The organism is Mesorhizobium calcicola (assembly GCF_042682105.1).
Taxonomy (GTDB): Bacteria; Pseudomonadota; Alphaproteobacteria; order Rhizobiales; family Rhizobiaceae; genus Mesorhizobium; species Mesorhizobium calcicola.
On sequence record NZ_JBHUGY010000038.1, the window covers coordinates 1 to 19,483 of the forward strand.

Below are 19,483 nucleotides of genomic sequence, written 5' to 3' on the forward strand. Positions count from 1 at the left end.
CTGCCGGCGAATGACCATCTCAAGACAGGACAGCCCATCTTAAGACAGGACAGCAATGAGCCAGAGTCAAACCAACTACACATCGCGCTTCGCCATCGACCCTGCCGCCGCCGCGGCCATGGGAACGGACGAACTGCGCCACAACTTCCATATTGAAGACCTGTTCCAGCCCGGCCGCATCAGCCTGACCTATACCCACTATGATCGCATGATCGTCGGCGGCGCCGTGCCGGTGGCGGCACCGCTTCAACTGCAGGCGATCAAGCCGACCGGGACCGGGGATTTTCTCGATCGCCGCGAGCTGATCGCCGTCAACATCGGTGGCGCAGGTGTCATCGAGGCCGGCGGTCAGTCCTTCGAATTGCAGGCGCGCGACATGCTCTATCTCGGCATGGGCACCAACGACGTCTCATTCGCCTCGGCGGACAAAGCCACGCCGGCCAAATTCTACCTGCTCAGCGCGCCGGCGCATCAGGGCTATCCCAGCCGGCTGATCCGCATCGGCGACGCCAAACGCCTCGACCTTGGCAGTCAAGCGACCTGCAACGAACGCTCGATCTTCCAGTTCATCCATGCCGACGGCGCAAAAACCTGCCAGCTGGTGGTCGGCATGACCCAGTTGGCGCCCGGCTCGGTGTGGAACACCATGCCATGCCATGTGCATGACCGGCGCATGGAGGCCTATCTCTATTTCGACTTGGCCGAGGCGGCGCGCGTCTTCCACTTCATGGGCGAGCCGGACGAAACACGCCATCTGGTGATGCGCAACGAGGAGGCGGTAGTGTCGCCGGGCTGGTCGATCCATTCTGGCGCCGGCACGTCTAACTATGCCTTCATCTGGGCGATGGCCGGCGACAACGTCGACTATACCGATGTCGACCTGGTGGCGATGGACGAATTGCGGTGAGCGATCTTTCCGCCTTCAGCCTGGCCGGCAAGCGCATCCTGGTCACCGGCGCCAACACCGGCATCGGTCAAGGCATTGCCATCTCGATCGCGCGCGCTGGCGGCGTGGTGATCGGCGTCGGCCGCTCACCGATGGACGATACGGCAAGCAAGGTCGCCGCGGTCGGCGGGCAGTTCGAGGCGGTGAGCGCCGACCTTGCCGACACGGCCGCCGCCGGCCCGATGCTGGACCGGGTCTGGGACGAGGGCGGCCCGCTCGACGGGCTGGTCAACAATGCCGGCATCATCCGGCGTGCCGATGCCGTCGATCTCACCGAGACCGATTGGGACGATGTCATGGACGTCAACCTGAAGACCGCCTTCCTGCTCTGCCAATCCTTCGCCAGGCGCGCGCTTGCCGGCGGACGCCAGGGCAAGATCGTCAACATCGCTTCGGTGCTGAGCTTCCAGGGCGGCATCCGCGTCGCGTCCTACACCGCTTCGAAGCATGGCGTGCTCGGCATCACCAGATTGCTCGCCTGCGAATGGGCGGCAAAGGGCATCAACGTCAACGCCATAGCGCCGGGCTATATCGAGACCAACAACACGCAGGCGCTGCGTGCCGATCCCGACCGCAGTGCCGCCATCCTGGCACGCATCCCGGCCGGTCGCTGGGGCGAGGCGGGCGACATTGGCGACGCCGCCGTCTTCCTGCTGGCGCCGGCGTCGAACTACATGCATGGCGCGGTGGTGCCGGTGGATGGCGGCTGGCTGGCGCGATGAGGAGATAACGATGACTGAAAAGATTTTCGCGCATGCCGGTGAGGCCGCCTGGACGGCGACGCCGGACGGCAACAGGCGGCGTGTTCTCCTGCATACCGACGAACTGATGATGGTCGAATTCGGCTTCGACAAGGGTGGCGTCGGTGCCCTGCATTCGCACCCGCATGTCCAGGCAAGCTACGTCGCTGAAGGCCGCTTCGAGGTGACCATCGACGGCCGGACGGAAATCCTCGAGCCCGGCGGCAGCTTCATCGTGCCGTCCGGCCTGGTGCACGGCGTCAAGGCACTGGAAGCGGGGCGGCTGGTCGACAGCTTTACGCCGCGCCGCGCCGACTTTCTTGTTCTAAATCAAAGAGGTAGAGCATGATGTCGTCCGAAAACCGCTTCACACTTTTCGGCATCATGCTTTAGCCGAGGACTTGCCTAGCCAAATCTGGGAGATCGAGCGGGCGAATGACCCGCGCCCCAAAAGAGGCGCGGGTTGTTGCCTGGGCGCTTGTGGCGCCGCGGTACTCAAGACATGACCGCAGGATGTGAAGCCTGCCGCATCGTGGTGAAGATAAGATTAATGCGCCGTACAACCGATGGCTGCCTTCGGTCAGGTGATGTGCCGGAGCAGGCTGAAAAGCCGCTCGAACGTCTTGCCGTAGGGCGGACGCAGCAAGCCTCCCGCGCTCAGCCGCGACTGCAGGAAAACCGGTTTCTGCTTGCTGAAGGTGCGGAAGCCCCATTCGCCGTGATAGGCGCCCATGCCGCTGGCGCCGACACCGCCAAAGGGCTGGTTCTCTTGCACCAGATGCAGCATGCAGTCGTTGATGGTGACGCCGCCGGCGATCGTCTCGCGCAGGATGCGCTGACGATTGCCGCTGTCGCGACCGAACCAGTAGAGCGCCAGCGGACGATCCGCGCGGTTCACGTGGTCGATCGCCTCGTCTATGACGGCGTATTCGACGATCGGCAGCACCGGGCCGAAAATCTCTTCGCGCATCAGCCGCAGGTTCGGGCTGGCATTGCGGACCAGGGTCGGCAGAAACTTCCGGCTGGCGGCGCCGAACGCCTCGCCGGCCGGGTTGATTTCGGCGACTTCGGCGCCCGCATCGCGGGCTTCATTGATCATCTCGCGCAGGCGCTGATAATGCCGGTCGCTGATGATCGCGGTATAGTCGGGGTTGTCGCGCAAGGTCGGGTAGAGCCGCGCTATCGCCGTCGCGAGCTTCGCGGCAACGGCGCCGGCCTGTCCCTTCGGCACCAGCAGATAGTCCGGTGCGATGCAGGTCTGCCCGGCATTCAGCAGCTTGCCATAGGCGATGCTGGCCGCCGCCGCATCGAGGTCGCAGGACGGATCGAAGATTGCCGGTGACTTGCCGCCGAGTTCGAGCGTGACAGGGGTCAGGTTGGCGGCCGCTGCGATCGCGACCTGGCGGCCGACCGCCGTCGAGCCGGTGAACAGCAGGTGATCGAAAGGCATCGACGCGAAGGCCTTTCCCAACTCGGCATCGCCGGTGATGACGCTGAGCTCATCGGGTGCGAAATGTTCGCCGGCCAGTCGCGCCAGCAAGGCGGAAAAAGCCGGCGTCAGTTCGGAAGGTTTCACAAGCACGCGATTGCCGGCGGCAAGGGCCGCCGTTACCGGCGCGACGGCGAGCTGGAAGGGGTAGTTCCAGGTCGAGACGATGCCGACGACACCGAGCGGCTGCGGGACGAGGCGATTTCTGCCCGGCAGGAACGGCATGGTGGTGGCAACGCGACGTTCGCGCATCCAGCCTTTCAGATGGGACAGCGTGTGGCGGATGCCGGCGCGGACGACAAACAGCTCCGCAAGCCGCGTTTCGTGCACCGAGCGGCCGCCGAAGTCGGCGTCGATCGCCGCACAGATGTCGGCCTCATGCCGCTCGGTCAGGGTCAGCAGGCGCTTCAGGTGGTCCTTGCGGACGCCAATGTCCGGGAAAGGTTGCGCCTCGAAGGCGGCTCGCTGCGACTGGAACCGCTCGCCGAGAACATCCTGTCTGGTCTGCAGCATCGCGCCCTCCCTGGCCTAAAGGCATGTTGCCTTGGTCGGGAGAAGCTGACATCGCAGCCTGCGAAGGAATCCAGCGCGGGTGCGGGTGTCGCAAGGGAAGGGACAAGCCTTTAGCAAGATCGGGCATTATCCGGTTCCTTGAAAGGGCGTTGTGGTTGGATGATTGCTGCGCTACTCCAAGGCGTCACGCGGAGAGTCCTTTTGATCGGTTTTCACATCCTCTCCAATCCAGCAAAAATCGCTTCCAGCCCGGTGTCCGACTGATGCAGGCACAGGCAGCGAGCATTCGGGCCGAGGATCCCAAGCGGCGCGTCCTGAAGGACGTGTTCGGCTTTGACGATTTCCGTCCCGGCCAGGCCGATGTCATGGATGCGCTGCTGGCCGGGCGTCATGTTCTGGCCGTCATGCCGACGGGTGCGGGCAAATCGCTGTGCTACCAGGTGCCGGCGCTGGTTCTGGGCGGGCTGACCATCGTCGTTTCGCCGCTGGTGGCGCTGATGCAGGATCAGGTCGCCGCCTTGCGCCTTGCTGGCGTGGCCGCCGATACGATCAATTCCTCGCTCGACCGCGAGGCCAATGTCGCCGCCTGGCGCCGCGTCGCGGCCGGCCAGACGCGCCTGCTCTATCTCGCGCCGGAACGGCTGATGACCGAGCGGATGCTCGACGCGCTGGCCAGGCTCGACGTCAGCCTGATCGCCGTCGACGAGGCGCATTGCATCTCGCAATGGGGGCCGGCGTTCCGGCGCGAATATGAAGATCTGTCGCGGCTGCGCGGCATCTTCCCCAACGTGCCGATCATCGCGCTGACGGCGACGGCGGACGAGGGCACGCGCACCGACATCGAGGCGCGGCTGTTCGCCGAGCGCGTCGAGACCCTGGTGCTGGGCTTCGACCGGCCGAACATCAAGCTTGGCATCGCGGCCAAGCAGGACAGCAAGCGGCAGTTGCTGAGCTTCGTCGAGCGTCACCCCGGCCGCAGCGGCATCGTCTATTGCCTGTCGCGCAAGAAGACGGAAGAGATGGCAGCCTTTCTCGAGAAGAACGGCATCACCGCGCTCGCCTACCATGCCGGCATGAGCAAGGACGCGCGTGAGGCGAATCAAAACGCTTTCATGACGCTCTCCGGCGTCGTCATGGTGGCGACCATCGCCTTCGGCATGGGCATCGACAAGCCCGACGTCGCCTATGTCTTCCACACCGATCTGCCGGGCAGCCTGGAGGCCTACTATCAGGAAATCGGGCGCGCCGGCCGCGACGGGCGGTCGGCCGAGGCGCATATGCTGTTCGGCCTCGGCGATATCCGCATGCGGCGTCTGTTCATCGACGACGAGGATGCGCCGGTGGAGCACAAAAGGCGTTCCCACGGCCGGCTCGATACGCTGATCGGCTATTGCGAGACGGCGCAGTGCCGCCGCCAGGTGCTGCTTGGCTATTTCGGCGAGGAAGCGCAGCCTTGCGGCAATTGCGACACCTGCCTCGACCAGGCGCCGCGTGCCGATGGCGGGGCGGAGGCGCGGATCATCCTGGCGGCGATGGCGCAGAGTGGAGAACGCTTCGGTGCTGGCCATGTCATCGACATTCTGCTCGGTCATGAAACCGAGAAGGTGCTGGCCAGGAACCACCAGAAGCTAGCCAGCTTCGGCAGCGGACTGGCGCACAAGAAGGATTTCTGGCTTTCGCTGATCCGGCAGCTTGGCGCGGGCGGTTTCCTGGCGCCGGATCCGGGCGGCCATGGCGGCCTCGCCATCGCCGAAAAGGGCCATGCGCTTGGCCGTGGCGAGATGTCGTTCCACTACCGCGTCGAGGTGCGCGACCGCGCCTTGCGCAAGATGCGTTCCGCCCAGGGCTCCGCCACCGACATGGAAGGCGTGGATGCTTCGCTGCTCGCCGCGCTCAAGGCGCTGCGGCTACGGCTGGCCAAGGAGCGCCAGGTGCCGGCCTATGTGGTGTTTTCCGATCGCACGCTGATCGACATGGCCGAGCGCCGCCCGCGCGACCTCGACGCCTTCGCCGAAGTGAACGGCGTGGGGGCGGCGAAGCTCAAGGAGTTCGGGGCGGTTTTTCTGAGCGCGATCGCGGGGCATCAGGCGGATGGGGCGGGCTGAGGGCGACACGCCTCAAGTGGACGCACTCCGGCGTCGGACGGCAGCGTTGCGCCACTTGCCGACCTCAGCACCTCAAAGCGCGAACGTCTGTTGTGATGCCTGCCCGATACAAAAGCACCGCCACGGTGGCGTCAACCGGTTACACAGGGCAGGAAAAATCTCCGACCTTCTGGGAGGAGTGGCGTTTCAACGTCCCCAGAGGCTGCGTGGGCGTGTCGTCGGTTGGCTGTTGGCGCGGCGACCGGAGCGCTCCACGCCTCGCAAGCGGGATAGCGAAATCTTGTGAAGGCAAGGTCAAACCGCGTTCTCCGTTCTGTATCGGCGACGTGCGGAGACTGGGAGAGATGGAGACCATGCACGGGAGGCGTCTGGCAGTTGGCAGGACATGGACGCGGGGCGGCCCGCGTGCAGGCGCTTGGCTGAGCGGTGAAATGACCACGCAGCGGCACCTCGCAGCGATCCTGGCTTGCGACGTGGTCGGCTATTCGCGCCTGACGGAGCGCGACGAGCGCGGCACGCTCGAGCGGCTGAAGATCTACCGCAAGGGCCTCCTCGAACCGCTGGTCTCCGAGCACCAGGGTCGGATCGTCAAGCTCACCGGCGACGGCATGCTGTGCGAGTTCGCGAGCGTCGTTAACGCGGTGACCTCGGCGATGGCGATCCAGCAGGCCCTGGCAGAACACGAGGCGGAGACGCCCGAGGAAGAGCGGATACGCTTGCGCATCGGCATCAATCTCGGCGACGTGGTCTGCGAGGAGGACGGCGACCTCTACGGCGATGGGGTCAACATCGCCGCTCGCCTCGAAAGCATCGCCGATCCCGGCACCGTGGTCGTCTCGGGCACCGCCTACGACCACCTTCAAGGCAAGCTCGACTGCGGCTTCACGCCGCTCGGCGACCTGCGCCTCAAGAACATCGAGCGGCCTGTGCGCGCTTACCGCGTCGAGACCGACGCCAGCGCCTCGGTGGCTGCACCGCCTGCCCTGCCCGAGAAACCCTCGATCGCGGTTCTGCCTTTCACCAACATGAGCGGCGACCCCGACCAGGAATACTTCGCCGACGGGCTGGTGGAGGACATCATCACGGGATTGAGCCGGGTGAACTCCTTCTTCGTGATCGCCCGCAACTCGTCCTTCACCTACAAGGGCCGGGCGGTGGACCTGCGCCAGGTCGGGCGCGAGCTGGGCGTCCGCTACGTGCTCGAAGGCAGCATCCGCAGAGCAGGATCGCGGGTACGCATCAGTGGGCAGTTGGTGGACGCGATCAGCGGTCACCATGTCTGGGCCGACCGTTTCGAGGGCGACTTGAGCGACATCTTCGACCTGCAGGATAAGGTGACCGAGAGCGTCGTCGGCGCTGTCGAGCCGAGCATCCGGCTGCAGGAGATCAAGCAGGCGCGCATGAAGCCGACCGACTACATCAGCGCCTACGACCTCTTACTACGCGCGCTGCCGCGCTTCTACAGCATGACGCGCGAAGGCTTTGCCGACGTGCGCCGGCTCACCAACGAGGCGCTCAGCATCGACCCTGGCTTCAACTTGGCAAAGGGACTCGGCGCCTATATCCGCAGCCTGTCCGTGAGCCAGTGCTGGCACGAGCCCGACGATGTCCGAGTCGCCGTGCGCATGGCGCGCGAGATCCTGGCGGAAGCGCGCGACGACCCGACAAGCCTGCGCTTCGCCGCGCAGGTGATCGCCTACAGCGCGAAGGACTACGAGATGGCGCTGGGCGCGATCGAACGATCCCTGCTGCTCAACCCCAATTCGGCCCAGGGCCATACCGGCAGCGGCTGGGTGAACGCACATTGCAGCCGCCCGCTCATCGCGATCGAGCACTTTCACAGGGCAATGCGGCTGAGCCCGGTCGACCCCGAGAAGGGCATCGCGCTCTCCGGCATCGGGATGAGCTACCTGATGCTCGAGCGCTACGAGGAAGCGCTGGCATGGGGAGAACGCGCGCTGCACGAGATGCCGAACTACGGCTCCTCGCACCGGGTGGTGATCATGGCGCTGGTCAAACTCAACCGGCTGGACGAGGCGCAGGCGGCGGCGCGGCGGCTGATGGAGGCGTTTCCGACCTACACGCTCACCCTGCAGAGACAGATCAACCCGTGGCTGGACAAGGTGTTCGCCGAGCGTTACGTCGAGGCGCTGGGCATCTCCGGCGTGCCGGAGTGATCGTCGAGCCCGCTTGTCCGAGGACTGAGCGCCTAGAGCACGTCCCGCGATCAATGAATCGATTGTGATGTGACGTCGGGCTTCGCGGGTGATTCAACATCCACTTTGATGAGGTGGATGATGGGAAGAGCACTGAGCGACGATCTTCGATCGCGGGTCTTGAAGGCTTCGGACGCGGGCATGTCTGCCCGGCAGGCGGCGGCGCGGTTCGGCGTCGGCATATCGAGTGCAATCCGGTGGATCGCACGGGCGAAGATCGGCGAGCGGACGCCGCGGCCGCAAGGCCGTCGACGCGCGTCCAGCCTCGATGCGCATAAAGCCTTCATCGTGGGGTTGATCGATGAGCGCAAGGACATCACGCTGAACGAGATGGTAGAGCGGCTGGCGGTCGAGCGATCGGCTCGGATCAGTCGCAGCGCCTTAAGCGCCTGGCTTGGCCGGCACGGCTGGACGTTCAAAAAAAGTCCGCACATGCACTGGAGCAGGATCGTCCCGACATCCTGAAGCGCCGTCGTGCGTGGTTCGACGGCCAACTCGATCTCGATCCGGCAAAGCTGGTGTTCATCGATGAAACTGGACTATCGACCAAGATGGCCCGGCTGCGGGGCCGTGCGCCATGCGGTGAGCGTTGCCGGGCGGGCGTGCCGCACGGCCATTGGAAAACCACCACCTTCACCGGCGCACTGCGGCTGACGGGCATGACCGCCCCGTTCGTCTATGACGGCGCCATGAACGGCAACGTATTCCTGGCCTATGTCGAGCAGGTGCTGGTCCCGACCCTGTCGGAGGGCGACATCGTCGTGATGGACAACCTTCCCGCCCACAAGGCCGCCGGCGTTCGCGATGCAATCGAGACGACCGGCGCGAGGCTCATGTTCCTGCCGCCCTACAGCCCCGACTTCAATCCGATCGAAAACGCCTTCTCAAAACTCAAGGCTCTTATGCGGGCCAAAGCCGAGAGGACAATCACAGCCCTGTGGACCGCCGTCGGATCGCTCGTCGACCTCTTCACCCCAGCCGAATGCCAGAACTACTTCAAGGCCGCAGGTTATGACCCAGATTAAACCGGACGTGCTCTAGAGCAGCCGTGAACAGCCGGCGATCACTCTGTTGGGTTCGCGTCGAACACTCGTGGGGCACCTCTATTTGGATGCAGCCTAGGAAGTGAAGGCTTTTCAGATGGTTAGAGGGCCTATTGCGAGACTGGCGGAGAGGGAGGGATTCGAACCCCCGATGGGCTTGCACCCATGCCGCATTTCGAGTGCGGTGCATTCGACCACTCTGCCACCTCTCCGCGGTCATGGTCGGCCGTTGCCGGCGCGGCGCACTAGATAACGGCTGAACGGGCAGGTTACAAGGCCAATCCGTGAGTTATTTGGCTTCCCGGACACGCGGCGGATTCGCCACTGGTGTTTACGGTCAGGTCCACACGGAATCCCGGCCACCCACGCATCCTTGGCTGCCGACGACGGTGACGCTATGCAGTCATGTCGACATGGCCAGATGCTTGCCGAGCTAATAACTGTCTCGGCAGCGGCTTCGCCTTGACTTGCACCCAACCTTCGGTTAGGGACAGCGCGCAATCGGCGTGGAGGGTTCTTCCGCGCCGCTTGTTTTTTGAACCCGCAGACTGACAAAAAGACGGCTGAACTGCCTCAGGCGGTTCATCAAGGCCGACCGAACAGCGAAAGGCAAAAAATGTTCGCAGTCATTAAAACGGGTGGCAAGCAGTATCGCGTTGCCGCCAACGATCTTCTGAAGATCGAAAAAGTCGAAGCCAGTGTCGGCGATATCGTCGAGATCGGCCACGTGCTCGCGCATGGCGAGGGCGAGAATGTCACGTTCGGCGCGCCGTTCGTCGATGGCGCGGTTGTCACCGCCGAAGTCGTCGAGCAGGGCAAGAACCGCACCGTCATCGCTTTCAAGAAGCGCCGCCGGCAGAATTCGCGCCGCAAGATCGGCCATCGCCAGCTTTTGACCACCGTGCGGATCTCCGAGATCCTGCTGGGTGGCGCCAAGCCGACGAAGACGGCAGCCGTCAAGGCGCCGAAGAAGGAAGCCAAGGCAGAGGCCGCCACTGAAGCGAAGGCGGAAGCCGCGCCGAAGAAGGAGCCCAAGGCAAAGGCAGCCGAGACCGCGGCAGCGCCGCTGTTCAAGGCGCCGAAGGGCGAGCCGGACGATTTGACCGTGATCAAGGGCATCGGCCCGGTCGCTGCCAAGGACCTCGCCGAACAGGGCATCATCACCTTCGCCCAGCTCGCCAAGCTGAGCGACAAGGATGTCGCCAAGATCGACGAGCACATGCCCTTCAGCGCCGACCAGATCAAGGACTGGCGCGAGCAGGCCAAGGAATTGGCGGCGAAGTAATTTTCTGGCGATCAGGTCGCCGGAATCGGACTTGAAACGGAACGCGAACGCGTTCATAAGGCCTTTTAGGCGCCTTGCGGCGCAACGGAGTTAGTTAGATGGCACACAAGAAAGCTGGCGGCTCGTCGCGCAACGGTCGCGACTCGCATTCCAAGCGTCTGGGCGTGAAGAAGTTCGGCGGCGAAGCCGTCATCCCGGGCAACATCATCATTCGTCAACGCGGCACGACCTGGCATCCGGGCGTCAATGTCGGCATGGGCACTGACCATACGCTTTTCGCGCTCGAAACCGGCGCCGTGACCTTCAACAAAAAAGCCAATGGCCGAACCTACGTATCGGTCAACCCGATTGCCAAAGCCGCGGAGTAGCCGGTTCCGCACTAGAACACCGGCACCCATCTCGGGAACCGGTGTCTGGCAAAGCCAGGAAAAGGATCAGGGGAGATGGGTTTCCATCTCCCCTTTTTCTTGGCCTGGAGGACTTGCAAATGGTTGCCGAAGCGGAAGACACCGACGACGAAAGTTACGCGATAGACTGCCCGGTCCTTGTCACCGAGCGGCTGGTGATGCGGGCGCCCGGCGAAGGCGACATCGCGCAACTGGTCGAACTCGCCGATAATCGCCATATCGCCGAAATGCTGGCCCGCATGCCGCACCCCTATGGCGAGGCCGAGGGACGCGCCTTCCTTGCCATGACCAAGTCGCGCCGTGCCGGCATCGCCTATGCCTTGACGCTGGCCGGCACCGACACCTTCGTCGGCTGCGCCGGTCTCAACACCACCGATCGCGGGCTGGAGCTCGGCTACTGGATCGGTGAGCCTTACTGGAAGAAGGGCTATGCGACGGAAGCCGCCCATGCGCTGGTCGACCTCGCCTTCCAGAAGACTTCGATCCAGGTGCTGCATGCCTCGACGCGGGTCATCAATCCGGCCTCGCGGCGCGTGATCCACAAGTGCGGCTTCCAGTATGCCGGCCAGGGCATGCTGAACTCGATCGTCGCCGGCCAGGTGCCGGTCGAGCGCTACCGGCTCGACAGGAAGACCTGGACCAGTCTCAGGAACTGGGTGCACTTTTGATGGATGGCGCCGGTCAAGCCAATGGTTGATGACAGCAGCGATATTGAAACGGTCGCGATCGCGCCGATAACGGCCGGGGATGTCGAAAGCTTTCATCGCGCGCTTGATCTCGTTGCGCGTGAGCGAAAGTACCTGTCCTTCCTCGAGGCGCCACCACTGGATCAAACCCGACGATTCGTATTGGACCGGATCGGGAAGGGCGAACCAGGCTTCGTGGCCGTTGTTCGTGGCGAGGTCGTCGGTTGGTGCGATATCTCACGCCATGACCGGCTCATACATGGTCATCGCGGCAGCCTCGGAATGGCGGTTGTTCCTTCCTATCGCGGGCGTGGCCTCGGACTGCGGCTTATCAATGCGACCTTGGCGCAAGCACGCAAGGCCGGCTTTGTCCGCGTGGAACTTTCCGTGCATTCCGACAATGCTCGCGCCATCTCTCTTTACGACAAGGTCGGGTTTGTCAGGGAGGGTGTGCAGCGCGACGCCGTCTGTATCGACGGGGAATACCTCGATACGATCGTGATGGCGATCGTCGAACGCGAAAACGCAGCCGGATGAAGAGCCATCAGCCCAGTTCGACCCACACCGGCAGGTGGTCCGAACCGACCGCTTGCCGGTCGACCCACAGACGTTTCAGGGATCTGGCAAGCGAAGCGCTGGTGAAGACATAGTCGATGCGTTTGTGGCGGCTGGCATTGGCGGGCTGCTTGGGATCGACCCAGCTGACGAGGTCGTCGCCGGCGACGTTGAGGCGCAAGGCGGCATCGACGGCAAAGTCAGCGGTCAGCGGCATGCCGAATTCATGGTCCGGCCGGCCGGCGAGTTCGACATATTCGGGCGAGCCGGCCAGCATGTTGAAATCGCCCATGCCGACAAAGGCTTCCGGATGCGGCAATTCCGGCAGGCCGATCTCGGCGACGCCGGACAAGGCGCCACCTTCGAGCGCATAGTTCAGCAGGCGTCGGCGCAGGAACTGGATCTGGCGGGCGCGCTCGACCGGGCTGCGGTGATCGAGATGGATGGAATAGAAGCGGATGAAACCAAGCGGCGTCTCGATCAGCGCCTCCAGCGCGCCGCGCTGGAAGTTCATCATCTCGAAGCTGCGGCTGCGCGGCAAAAGCAGGTTGCGCGACAGATGAATGGGGGTCTTCGACAACACCATGTTGCCGAGCTGGAAAGTCGTGGTGATGGCGCGGCCGTTCTCGATGCGCGAGCCGATATTGGCCTCGAAATTGCTGCCATAGACGGCGAAATAGTCGGGCAATGCCTCGCCGATCTCGGCGACCATGTCGCGGCCGCCATTCCGGGGATTGTTGCGGGTCACCTCCTGCAGCGCGATCACGTCGGCGCCGCGCACGGCGTCGGTGACGCGCTCGACATTGTACTGCCCGTCGAGGCCGATGCCGTACTGGACGTTGTAGGTTACAAGCTTCATTCCGCGCCCTCCGGCCGATCCCTCACGGCCATTGTCACAAAACGGCCTCGCCCTTCGCCGCGCCTTGGTTTAGAGCAAGGCCACAGATTTAGAGCAATGCCGCAAAGCCACTAGCAGAAACTGCACAAGCCATGAAATTTCTCGATCAAGCCAAGGTCTACATACGCTCCGGTGACGGCGGCGCCGGTTCGGTGTCGTTCCGGCGCGAAAAATTCATCGAGTTCGGCGGACCGGACGGCGGCGATGGCGGCCGCGGCGGCGATGTCTGGCTGGAAGCGGTCGACGGGCTGAACACGCTGATCGACTACCGCTACCAGCAGCATTTCAAGGCCAAGACCGGCGTCCACGGCATGGGCCGCAACATGACCGGTGCCAAGGGCGCCGACGTCACGCTGAAGGTGCCGGCCGGGACGCAGGTGTTCGAGGAGGACAACGAGACGCTGATCTGCGACCTGACCGTGGTCGGCCAGCGCTTTCTGCTCGCCAAGGGCGGCAATGGCGGCTTCGGCAACCAGCATTTCAAGACCTCGACCAACCAGGCGCCGCGCCGCGCCAATCCCGGCCTGCCGGGCGAGGAGCTCAACATCTGGCTGCGGCTGAAGCTAATCGCCGATGCCGGGCTGGTCGGGCTGCCCAATGCCGGCAAGTCGACATTCCTGGCCGCCGTCACCGCGGCCAAGCCGAAGATCGCCGACTATCCGTTCACGACGCTGCATCCCGGTCTTGGCGTTGCCCGCATCGATGCGCGCGAATTCGTCATCGCCGACATTCCCGGCCTGATCGAAGGCGCGCATGAGGGCGTCGGCATCGGCGACCGCTTTCTCGGCCATGTCGAACGCACGCGCGTGCTGCTGCACCTGGTGTCAGCGCAGGAGGAAAACCCGGGCAAGGCCTACAAGACCGTGCGCGCCGAACTCGACGCCTATGGCAACGGCCTGACCGAGAAGGTCGAGATCGTGGCGCTCAGCCAGGTCGACACGCTCGATGCCGATGCGCGCAAGAAGAAGGTCGCGTCGCTGAAGCGCGCCGCCGGCCACGCGCCGATGCTGTTGTCGGCCGTCACCGGCGAAGGCGTCGAGGCGGTGCTGCGGGCGCTGATGGCGGTGGTGGCCGAGGCACGCGCGCAGATCGCCGCTCCGGTCGAGACGCGCTGGGAAAAGTAAGGCCATGCAGTCGCTGAAGACATACCGGCGCATCACGGTCAAGATCGGCTCGGCATTGCTGGTCGACCGCACGGCGGGCCTGAAGCGCGACTGGCTGGCCTCGCTCGCCGACGACATTGCGGTGCTGGCCCAGGGCGGCGCTGAAATCCTGGTCGTCTCGTCCGGTGCCATCGCGCTTGGCCGCACCATCCTTGGCCTCGGCAAACGGGCCCTGAAGCTCGAGGAAAGCCAGGCTGCGGCGGCCGTCGGACAGATTGCGCTCGCCGGCGCCTGGTCGGATGCGCTCGGCAAGGGCGCCTTGAAGTCAGGGCAGATCCTGCTGACGCTCGGCGACACCGAGGAGCGCCGCCGCTATCTCAACGCGCGGGCAACGATCTCGACGCTGCTCAAGATGAAGGCGGTGCCGGTCATCAACGAGAACGACACGGTGGCGACCTCCGAAATCCGCTACGGCGACAATGACCGGCTGGCCGCCCGTGTGGCGACGATGATGGGCGCCGACCTTTTGGTGCTGCTTTCCGACATTGACGGGCTCTACACCGCGCCGCCGGCGCGGGATCCCGGCGCAAAGTTCATTCCGCTGGTCGATCGCATCACGCCGGACATCGAGGCGATGGCGGGCGCGGCCGCGTCCGAACTGTCGCGCGGCGGCATGCGGACAAAGCTGGATGCCGGCAAGATCGCCACCGCCGCCGGCACCGCGATGATCATCACGTCGGGCACGCGGCTGTCGCCGCTGATGGCCATCGAACGCGGCGAACGCGCCACCTTCTTCCGGCCGAGCAGCAATCCGGTCAAGGGCTACAAGACCTGGATCGCCGGCCAGCTCGAACCGGCCGGCCGGCTGACGGTCGATGCCGGCGCCATCGGCGCGCTGCTGTCGGGCAAGTCGCTGCTGCCGGCCGGCGTCAAGCTGGTCAGCGGCAATTTTTCGCGCGGCGACACGGTGGCGATCCTGTCGCCCGAAGGCCGCGAGATCGCGCGCGGGCTGGTTGCCTACGATGCCGCCGATGCCGTAAGGATCGCTGGCCTGAAGACGGCCGAGATCGAAACCGTGCTCGGTTATGAGGCGCGTTCGGCGATGATCCACCGCGACGACCTTGTGGTGAGTCATTCCAGTGACCAAGTACGGGCCAGTGACCAAGTACGGGCCGGTGACCAGGTACGGGCCGGTGACGAAGTATCGAGCGGAGGATGAGCCATGCTGAAGCTGCATGAAAAATCCGGGGATGACACGGTGGCGCTGATGGCCGATATCGGCCGCCGTGCCCACGCTGCCGCCCGACCGCTGGCCATCGCCACGACCGCCGCCAAGAACGCTGCACTTGTCGCCATGGCCGAGGCGATCGTCGCCCGCGAACGGGATATTCTCGACGCCAACGCCATCGATGTCTCGAATGGCGAGGAGTCGGGGCTTTCGGCTTCGTTCATGGACCGGCTGAAGCTCGATCCGGCGCGCATCCGCGCCATGGCCGAAGGTATCCGCGAGATCGCCGAATTGCGCGATCCAGTCGGCGACGTCATCGCCGAATGGGATCGGCCGAACGGCCTGCATATCGAGCGCGTGCGCACGCCGCTCGGCGTCGTCGGCGTCATCTACGAGAGCCGGCCGAACGTCACGGCGGATGCCGGCGCGCTCTGCCTCAAGGCCGGCAATCCGGTGATCCTGCGCGGCGGTTCGGATTCGCTCAATTCGTCGGCCGCCATCCATGCCTGTCTGGTCGAGGGATTGAAGGCCGCCGGCCTGCCGCAAGACGCCATCCAGCTGGTGCCGACCACCGATCGGGCCGCCGTCGGCGAGATGCTCAAAGGCCTTGACGGTACGCTCGACGTTATCATTCCGCGCGGCGGAAAAAGCCTTGTCGGGCGGGTGCAGGCCGAGGCGCGGGTGCCGGTCTTCGCCCATCTCGAAGGTATCTGCCATCTCTACATCGACCGCTCGGCAAAGCTCGACATGGCGGTGCGGATCGCCGTCAACGCCAAGATGCGGCGCACCGGCGTCTGCGGTGCCGCTGAGACGCTGCTCGTCGATCGCGCCGTTGCCGCCACCCATCTGGTGCCGATCCTCGACTCACTGCGCGCCGCCGGCTGCGAGATCCATGCCGATGCCGATGTGCTGAAGGCATTTTCCGACGCGAAGCCCGCCACTGATCTCGACTGGGTGACCGAGTACCTCGATGCCATCATCGCGGTGAAGCTGGTCGACGGTGTCGCCGGCGCGATCGAGCATATCGAGACGTTCTCCTCGCATCACACCGAAGCGATCGTCGCCGAGGACGCGCAGGCGGTCGAGCGGTTCTTCAATGAGATCGATTCGGCGATCCTGCTGCACAACGCCTCGACGCAGTTCGCCGATGGCGGCGAGTTCGGCATGGGCGCCGAGATCGGCATCGCCACCGGCAAGATGCATGCGCGCGGGCCAGTCGGCGTCGAGCAATTGACCTCCTTCAAATACCGCGTGCGCGGATCGGGACAGGTGAGGCCTTGAAGCTTTTCGTCGTTAGAGCCTGAGGCCCCTTGCGCCCAGCCACCCCCCTCTGTCCTGCCGGGCATCTCCCCCTCAAGAGGGGCGATTAGCGCCATGCTGTCATCGCCCCAGCCCATTGTTTCCTCCCGCTATCTGAAAATGCCGCATGCCGGCAGGGGCGTGGCCGTCGGCCTGTTCGGCGGCTCGTTCAATCCGCCGCATGCCGGTCACGCGCTGGTGGCCGAGATTGCGCTCAGACGCCTGGCGCTCGACCAGTTGTGGTGGATGGTGACGCCCGGCAATCCGCTGAAGAGCACGCGCGAACTGGCGCCGCTAGCCGAGCGGTTGCAACTCTCGGAGCAGATCGCCAAGAACCCGAAGATCAAGGTCACCGCCTTCGAGGCGGCGCATCACGTCCGCTACACCGCCGATACGCTGGCGCTGGTCAAGGCGCGCAATCCCGGCGTCGACTTCGTCTGGATCATGGGCGCCGACAGCTTGCGCGACTTCCATCACTGGCAGCGCTGGCGCGAGATCGTCATGACCTTCCCGATCGCGGTCATCGACCGTCCGGGCGCGACACTGTCGTTCCTGTCGTCGGTCGTCGCCAAGACCTTCGACTATGCCCGCGTCGACGAGGGCGACGCGCCAAGGCTCGCCCGCATGAAGGCGCCGGCCTGGACCTTCATCCACGGCCCGCGCTCGTCGCTGTCGTCGAGCGCGATCCGCCAGCTGGCGAAGGGATAGGATTTGCACCGACTTCCCCTTCCCCCACAAGGGGGGGAAGGCAAGACCGCTGATGTCGCTTTTGCAGCGGCTTTTCGCCATAGGCTGGGCGATGCTGCGCGAGTATGGCCACTCTCGCAAATACCCACACTGAGATCGATCCTGACCGCAACAGCCCGCCCACGCCGCTGATCGCGATTGCCAGCGTCATCGCGTCGATGGCGCTGATCGCCGTCGGCAATGGGCTGATGTTTGCCTATATCCCGGTCCGGCTCGGCGCCGAGGGCTTCGATCCGACCTGGGCCGGGCTGATCATCACCGGACTTTCGGCCGGTGGCCTTGCCGGCTGCATCCTGACCGGACCGCTGGTGCGAAGGGTCGGCCATGCCCGTGCCTTCATGGTGCTGTCGGCGCTGATCGCGCTGGCCAACGCCGCCGTCGGCGCCGGCCCGCATCCGTTGCTGTGGATCGCCGCCCGCGCGCTCTACGGCTTCGCCATCTGCGGCCTGTTCATCGTCGCGCAGAGCTGGCTCAACGATGCCGTCGCCAATGCCATCCGCGGCAGGGTGATGGCGTTCTTCTACGTTGCCTATGTCGCCGGGCTCGGCGTCGGCTATGCGACGCTGGCTCTCGTCGACATCAGGACCGCGGACGCGCCGCTGATCGGCATCGCCTTCACGGCGCTGTCGATCCTGCCGGTGGGGCTGACCAGGCTCGCCCAGCCGCCGGCGCCGCACGCCGCCTCCGTGGCGCTTCGCCGGGCGTGGCGGATTTCGCCGGTCGGCGTTGCAGGCATGCTTGCGGTCGGCGGCCTGTCGATGTCGATCTCTGGCTTCGCGCCGATCCATGCCACGGCCAAGGGCTACAGCCAGGCCGACGTCGCGCTGCTGCTTTCGGCGATGCCGCTCGGCACGCTGATCCTGCAGGTCCCGCTCGGCTGGATCTCCGACCGCACCGACCGCCGCTATGTGCTGATCGTGGCATCCGCGCTCGCCATGGTCGCCGGCCTGTGCGCGCTCGGGTTCGATGGCGGCGCGCTGGCGGCGCTGGTGGTGATCTATATCGTTTGGGATGGCGCCTCGGAATCGATCTATTCGCTGGCCAGCGCGCATGCGGCCGACCGCGCCGGCAAGGACGACATGGTGGCGCTGTCCAGCTCGCTGTTGTTTGCCTGGTCGCTTTCAGGCTTCATCGTGCCAGGCATCGTGACAGCGTTGTCGGCCGTCTTCGGGACGCAGGCCTTCATCTATGTGGCTGTTGTCATCGCCTGCGCCTTCTGCCTGTTCGTGCTTTGGCGCGTGGTGACGACGCAGGCTGTCCCCGCCGCCGAGACCGGCAGTTTCGCGCCGATGACGGCGCAGGCGCCCTTGCCGGTGGAACTGGCCTTCGCGCCGGACGAGCAGGATCGGCACAGAGGCGACTGATTACTGCCGGCGGGCTTCCGGTGCTGGCGCTTCGGGCGGCGGCAGCGGGATCGATATGCCTTCTGCGTCGAATTCCTGCTTGGCACGCTTGGTGAGATCGGTCTGCGTGGCAAAGAAATCCGCGGCCGATGTCCAGTAGCGCAAGGCGATGGAGACCGTGCTTTCACCCAACGTCGCGACGAAAGCGATCGGCGCCGGGTCGCGCTTGACCCGGCGCTCGGCGCCGGCAATGGCAAGCAGCGTCTTCTGGGCGCGGTCGATGTCGTTCCAGGAGCCGATCGAGAGCGTGATGTCGCTGCGGCGCACGCCGTTGCGTGAGAAGTTGCGCACCGGCTGGTTCCACAGCGTCGAATTGGGGGCCAGGATGTAGACGCCGTCGGCGGTCATGAGCTTCGTCGCGAACAGGCCGATCTCCTCGATCGAGCCGGCAATCGAGCCGACCTCGATGGATTCGCCGATGCGGAACGGCCGCAGCGCCAGAAGCATGATGCCGGCGGCAATGTTCTGCAGCGTGCCCTGCAGCGCCAGGCCGATGGCCAGACCGATGGCGCCGATGGCGGCAATGATCGACGCCGTCTGCACGCCAAACTGGCCGAGCACCATGATCGCGACGAGGATCAGGATGGCATAGCGGGCGATCTTGGAGAAGAAATGCCGCAATGTCGCGTCGAAACCATGGATGTGGCCGAGGCCGGCGGAGATGGAACGTTCGGCGAGGCCGGCGACGATGTAGCCGACAACTAGAAGGATCACGGCACCGATGGCCGAGAAGGAGTAGGAAACGATCAGCGTGCTGAGCTGCGCGAGGCCGGTCTGGACGGTGGCAAGGGTGTTCTGCGGGTCGATCGGCATTGGGGGA

General features: G+C 64.9%; 18 protein-coding genes and 1 tRNA gene. 15 read left to right on the plus strand and 4 right to left on the minus strand.

Annotated features, from left to right (window positions below):
* Positions 1-55 precede the first annotated feature (55 nt).
* The 3 genes from kduI to ACFSQT_RS25140 are packed head-to-tail and all read left to right on the plus strand — an operon-like array spanning position 56 to position 2,035.
* Positions 56-907 (plus strand): 5-dehydro-4-deoxy-D-glucuronate isomerase, encoded by an 852-nt coding sequence (kduI, locus tag ACFSQT_RS25130; RefSeq protein WP_379023213.1) that lies wholly within the window; start codon positions 56-58, stop codon positions 905-907.
* A complete protein-coding gene (gene kduD / locus ACFSQT_RS25135; protein ID WP_379023215.1) occupies positions 904-1,668 on the plus strand; it encodes a 2-dehydro-3-deoxy-D-gluconate 5-dehydrogenase KduD in 765 nt (254 codons plus the stop codon). The genes kduI and kduD overlap by 4 nt, the downstream gene beginning before the upstream one ends.
* 10 nt (positions 1,669-1,678) lie before the next feature.
* Complete coding sequence (locus tag ACFSQT_RS25140; protein WP_379023217.1) at positions 1,679-2,035, plus strand: cupin domain-containing protein; 357 nt, start codon at positions 1,679-1,681, stop codon at positions 2,033-2,035.
* Between the two features lie 231 nt (positions 2,036-2,266).
* Here the strand turns inward: ACFSQT_RS25140 and ACFSQT_RS25145 are convergent, their stop codons facing one another.
* On the minus strand, positions 2,267-3,688 hold the full coding sequence (locus tag ACFSQT_RS25145) for a coniferyl aldehyde dehydrogenase (protein ID WP_379023219.1): 1,422 nt from the start codon (positions 3,686-3,688) through the stop codon (positions 2,267-2,269).
* A gap of 263 nt (positions 3,689-3,951) precedes the next feature.
* On the opposite strand from ACFSQT_RS25145, the gene recQ reads away from it, so the two are divergent.
* The 3 genes from recQ (at position 3,952) to ACFSQT_RS25160 (ending at position 9,034) form a co-directional block, all read left to right on the plus strand.
* Entirely contained in the window at positions 3,952-5,793 is a 1,842-nt protein-coding gene (recQ, locus tag ACFSQT_RS25150) for a DNA helicase RecQ (RefSeq protein WP_379023221.1), read from the plus strand.
* A gap of 431 nt (positions 5,794-6,224) precedes the next feature.
* Entirely contained in the window at positions 6,225-7,970 is a 1,746-nt protein-coding gene (locus ACFSQT_RS25155; protein WP_379023223.1) for an adenylate/guanylate cyclase domain-containing protein, read from the plus strand.
* A 120-nt stretch (positions 7,971-8,090) separates the two neighbouring features.
* Positions 8,091-9,034, plus strand: a protein-coding gene (locus ACFSQT_RS25160; protein ID WP_379018015.1) for an IS630 family transposase whose coding sequence is annotated in 2 segments (ribosomal slippage) — positions 8,091-8,427 and positions 8,427-9,034 — 945 coding nt in all. Because the reading frame shifts where the segments join, the coding sequence is not laid out codon by codon here.
* 140 nt (positions 9,035-9,174) lie between these two features.
* On the opposite strand, the gene ACFSQT_RS25165 is transcribed toward ACFSQT_RS25160, so the two are convergent.
* Positions 9,175-9,264: transfer RNA gene (locus ACFSQT_RS25165), tRNA-Ser, on the minus strand.
* Positions 9,265-9,668: 404 nt separating this feature from the next.
* Here ACFSQT_RS25165 and ACFSQT_RS25170 point away from each other — a divergent pair.
* From ACFSQT_RS25170 to ACFSQT_RS25185, 4 genes are all read left to right on the plus strand, one after another.
* Complete coding sequence (locus tag ACFSQT_RS25170; RefSeq protein WP_379023225.1) at positions 9,669-10,337, plus strand: 50S ribosomal protein L21; 669 nt, start codon at positions 9,669-9,671, stop codon at positions 10,335-10,337.
* A gap of 98 nt (positions 10,338-10,435) precedes the next feature.
* Positions 10,436-10,705: a 50S ribosomal protein L27 gene (gene rpmA / locus ACFSQT_RS25175; protein ID WP_013529063.1), complete on the plus strand. Its 270-nt coding sequence runs from the start codon at positions 10,436-10,438 to the stop codon at positions 10,703-10,705.
* 119 nt (positions 10,706-10,824) lie between these two features.
* The gene (locus ACFSQT_RS25180) at positions 10,825-11,412 is read left to right on the plus strand and encodes a GNAT family N-acetyltransferase (protein WP_379023228.1); all 588 of its coding nucleotides are present in this window, start codon (positions 10,825-10,827) and stop codon (positions 11,410-11,412) included.
* Positions 11,413-11,415: 3 nt separating this feature from the next.
* On the plus strand, positions 11,416-11,967 hold the full coding sequence (locus tag ACFSQT_RS25185; RefSeq protein ID WP_379023230.1) for a GNAT family N-acetyltransferase: 552 nt from the start codon (positions 11,416-11,418) through the stop codon (positions 11,965-11,967).
* A 7-nt stretch (positions 11,968-11,974) separates the two neighbouring features.
* Here the strand turns inward: ACFSQT_RS25185 and ACFSQT_RS25190 are convergent, their stop codons facing one another.
* Positions 11,975-12,844 (minus strand): endonuclease/exonuclease/phosphatase family protein, encoded by an 870-nt coding sequence (locus ACFSQT_RS25190; RefSeq protein WP_379023232.1) that lies wholly within the window; start codon positions 12,842-12,844, stop codon positions 11,975-11,977.
* Positions 12,845-12,975: 131 nt separating this feature from the next.
* On the opposite strand from ACFSQT_RS25190, the gene obgE reads away from it, so the two are divergent.
* From obgE to ACFSQT_RS25215, 5 genes are all read left to right on the plus strand, one after another.
* Positions 12,976-14,007, plus strand: a complete 1,032-nt coding sequence (obgE, locus tag ACFSQT_RS25195; RefSeq protein ID WP_379023234.1) for a GTPase ObgE — start codon at positions 12,976-12,978, stop codon at positions 14,005-14,007.
* A gap of 4 nt (positions 14,008-14,011) precedes the next feature.
* Positions 14,012-15,205, plus strand: coding sequence for a glutamate 5-kinase (gene proB, locus ACFSQT_RS25200; RefSeq protein WP_379023236.1), 1,194 nt, complete (start codon positions 14,012-14,014; stop codon positions 15,203-15,205).
* Positions 15,206-15,208: 3 nt separating this feature from the next.
* Positions 15,209-16,495, plus strand: a complete 1,287-nt coding sequence (locus ACFSQT_RS25205) for a glutamate-5-semialdehyde dehydrogenase (RefSeq protein WP_379023238.1) — start codon at positions 15,209-15,211, stop codon at positions 16,493-16,495.
* A gap of 138 nt (positions 16,496-16,633) precedes the next feature.
* Positions 16,634-17,221, plus strand: a complete 588-nt coding sequence (locus ACFSQT_RS25210) for a nicotinate-nucleotide adenylyltransferase (protein ID WP_379023451.1) — start codon at positions 16,634-16,636, stop codon at positions 17,219-17,221.
* Positions 17,222-17,325: 104 nt separating this feature from the next.
* The gene (locus ACFSQT_RS25215; RefSeq protein ID WP_379023240.1) at positions 17,326-18,624 is read left to right on the plus strand and encodes an MFS transporter; all 1,299 of its coding nucleotides are present in this window, start codon (positions 17,326-17,328) and stop codon (positions 18,622-18,624) included.
* Here ACFSQT_RS25215 and ACFSQT_RS25220 read toward each other — a convergent pair whose 3' ends face one another.
* Positions 18,625-19,476 carry a mechanosensitive ion channel family protein gene (locus tag ACFSQT_RS25220; RefSeq protein ID WP_379023242.1) on the minus strand — a complete coding sequence of 284 codons (852 nt, stop codon included), beginning with the start codon at positions 19,474-19,476 and terminating at the stop codon, positions 18,625-18,627.
* Positions 19,477-19,483: the final 7 nt, after the last annotated feature.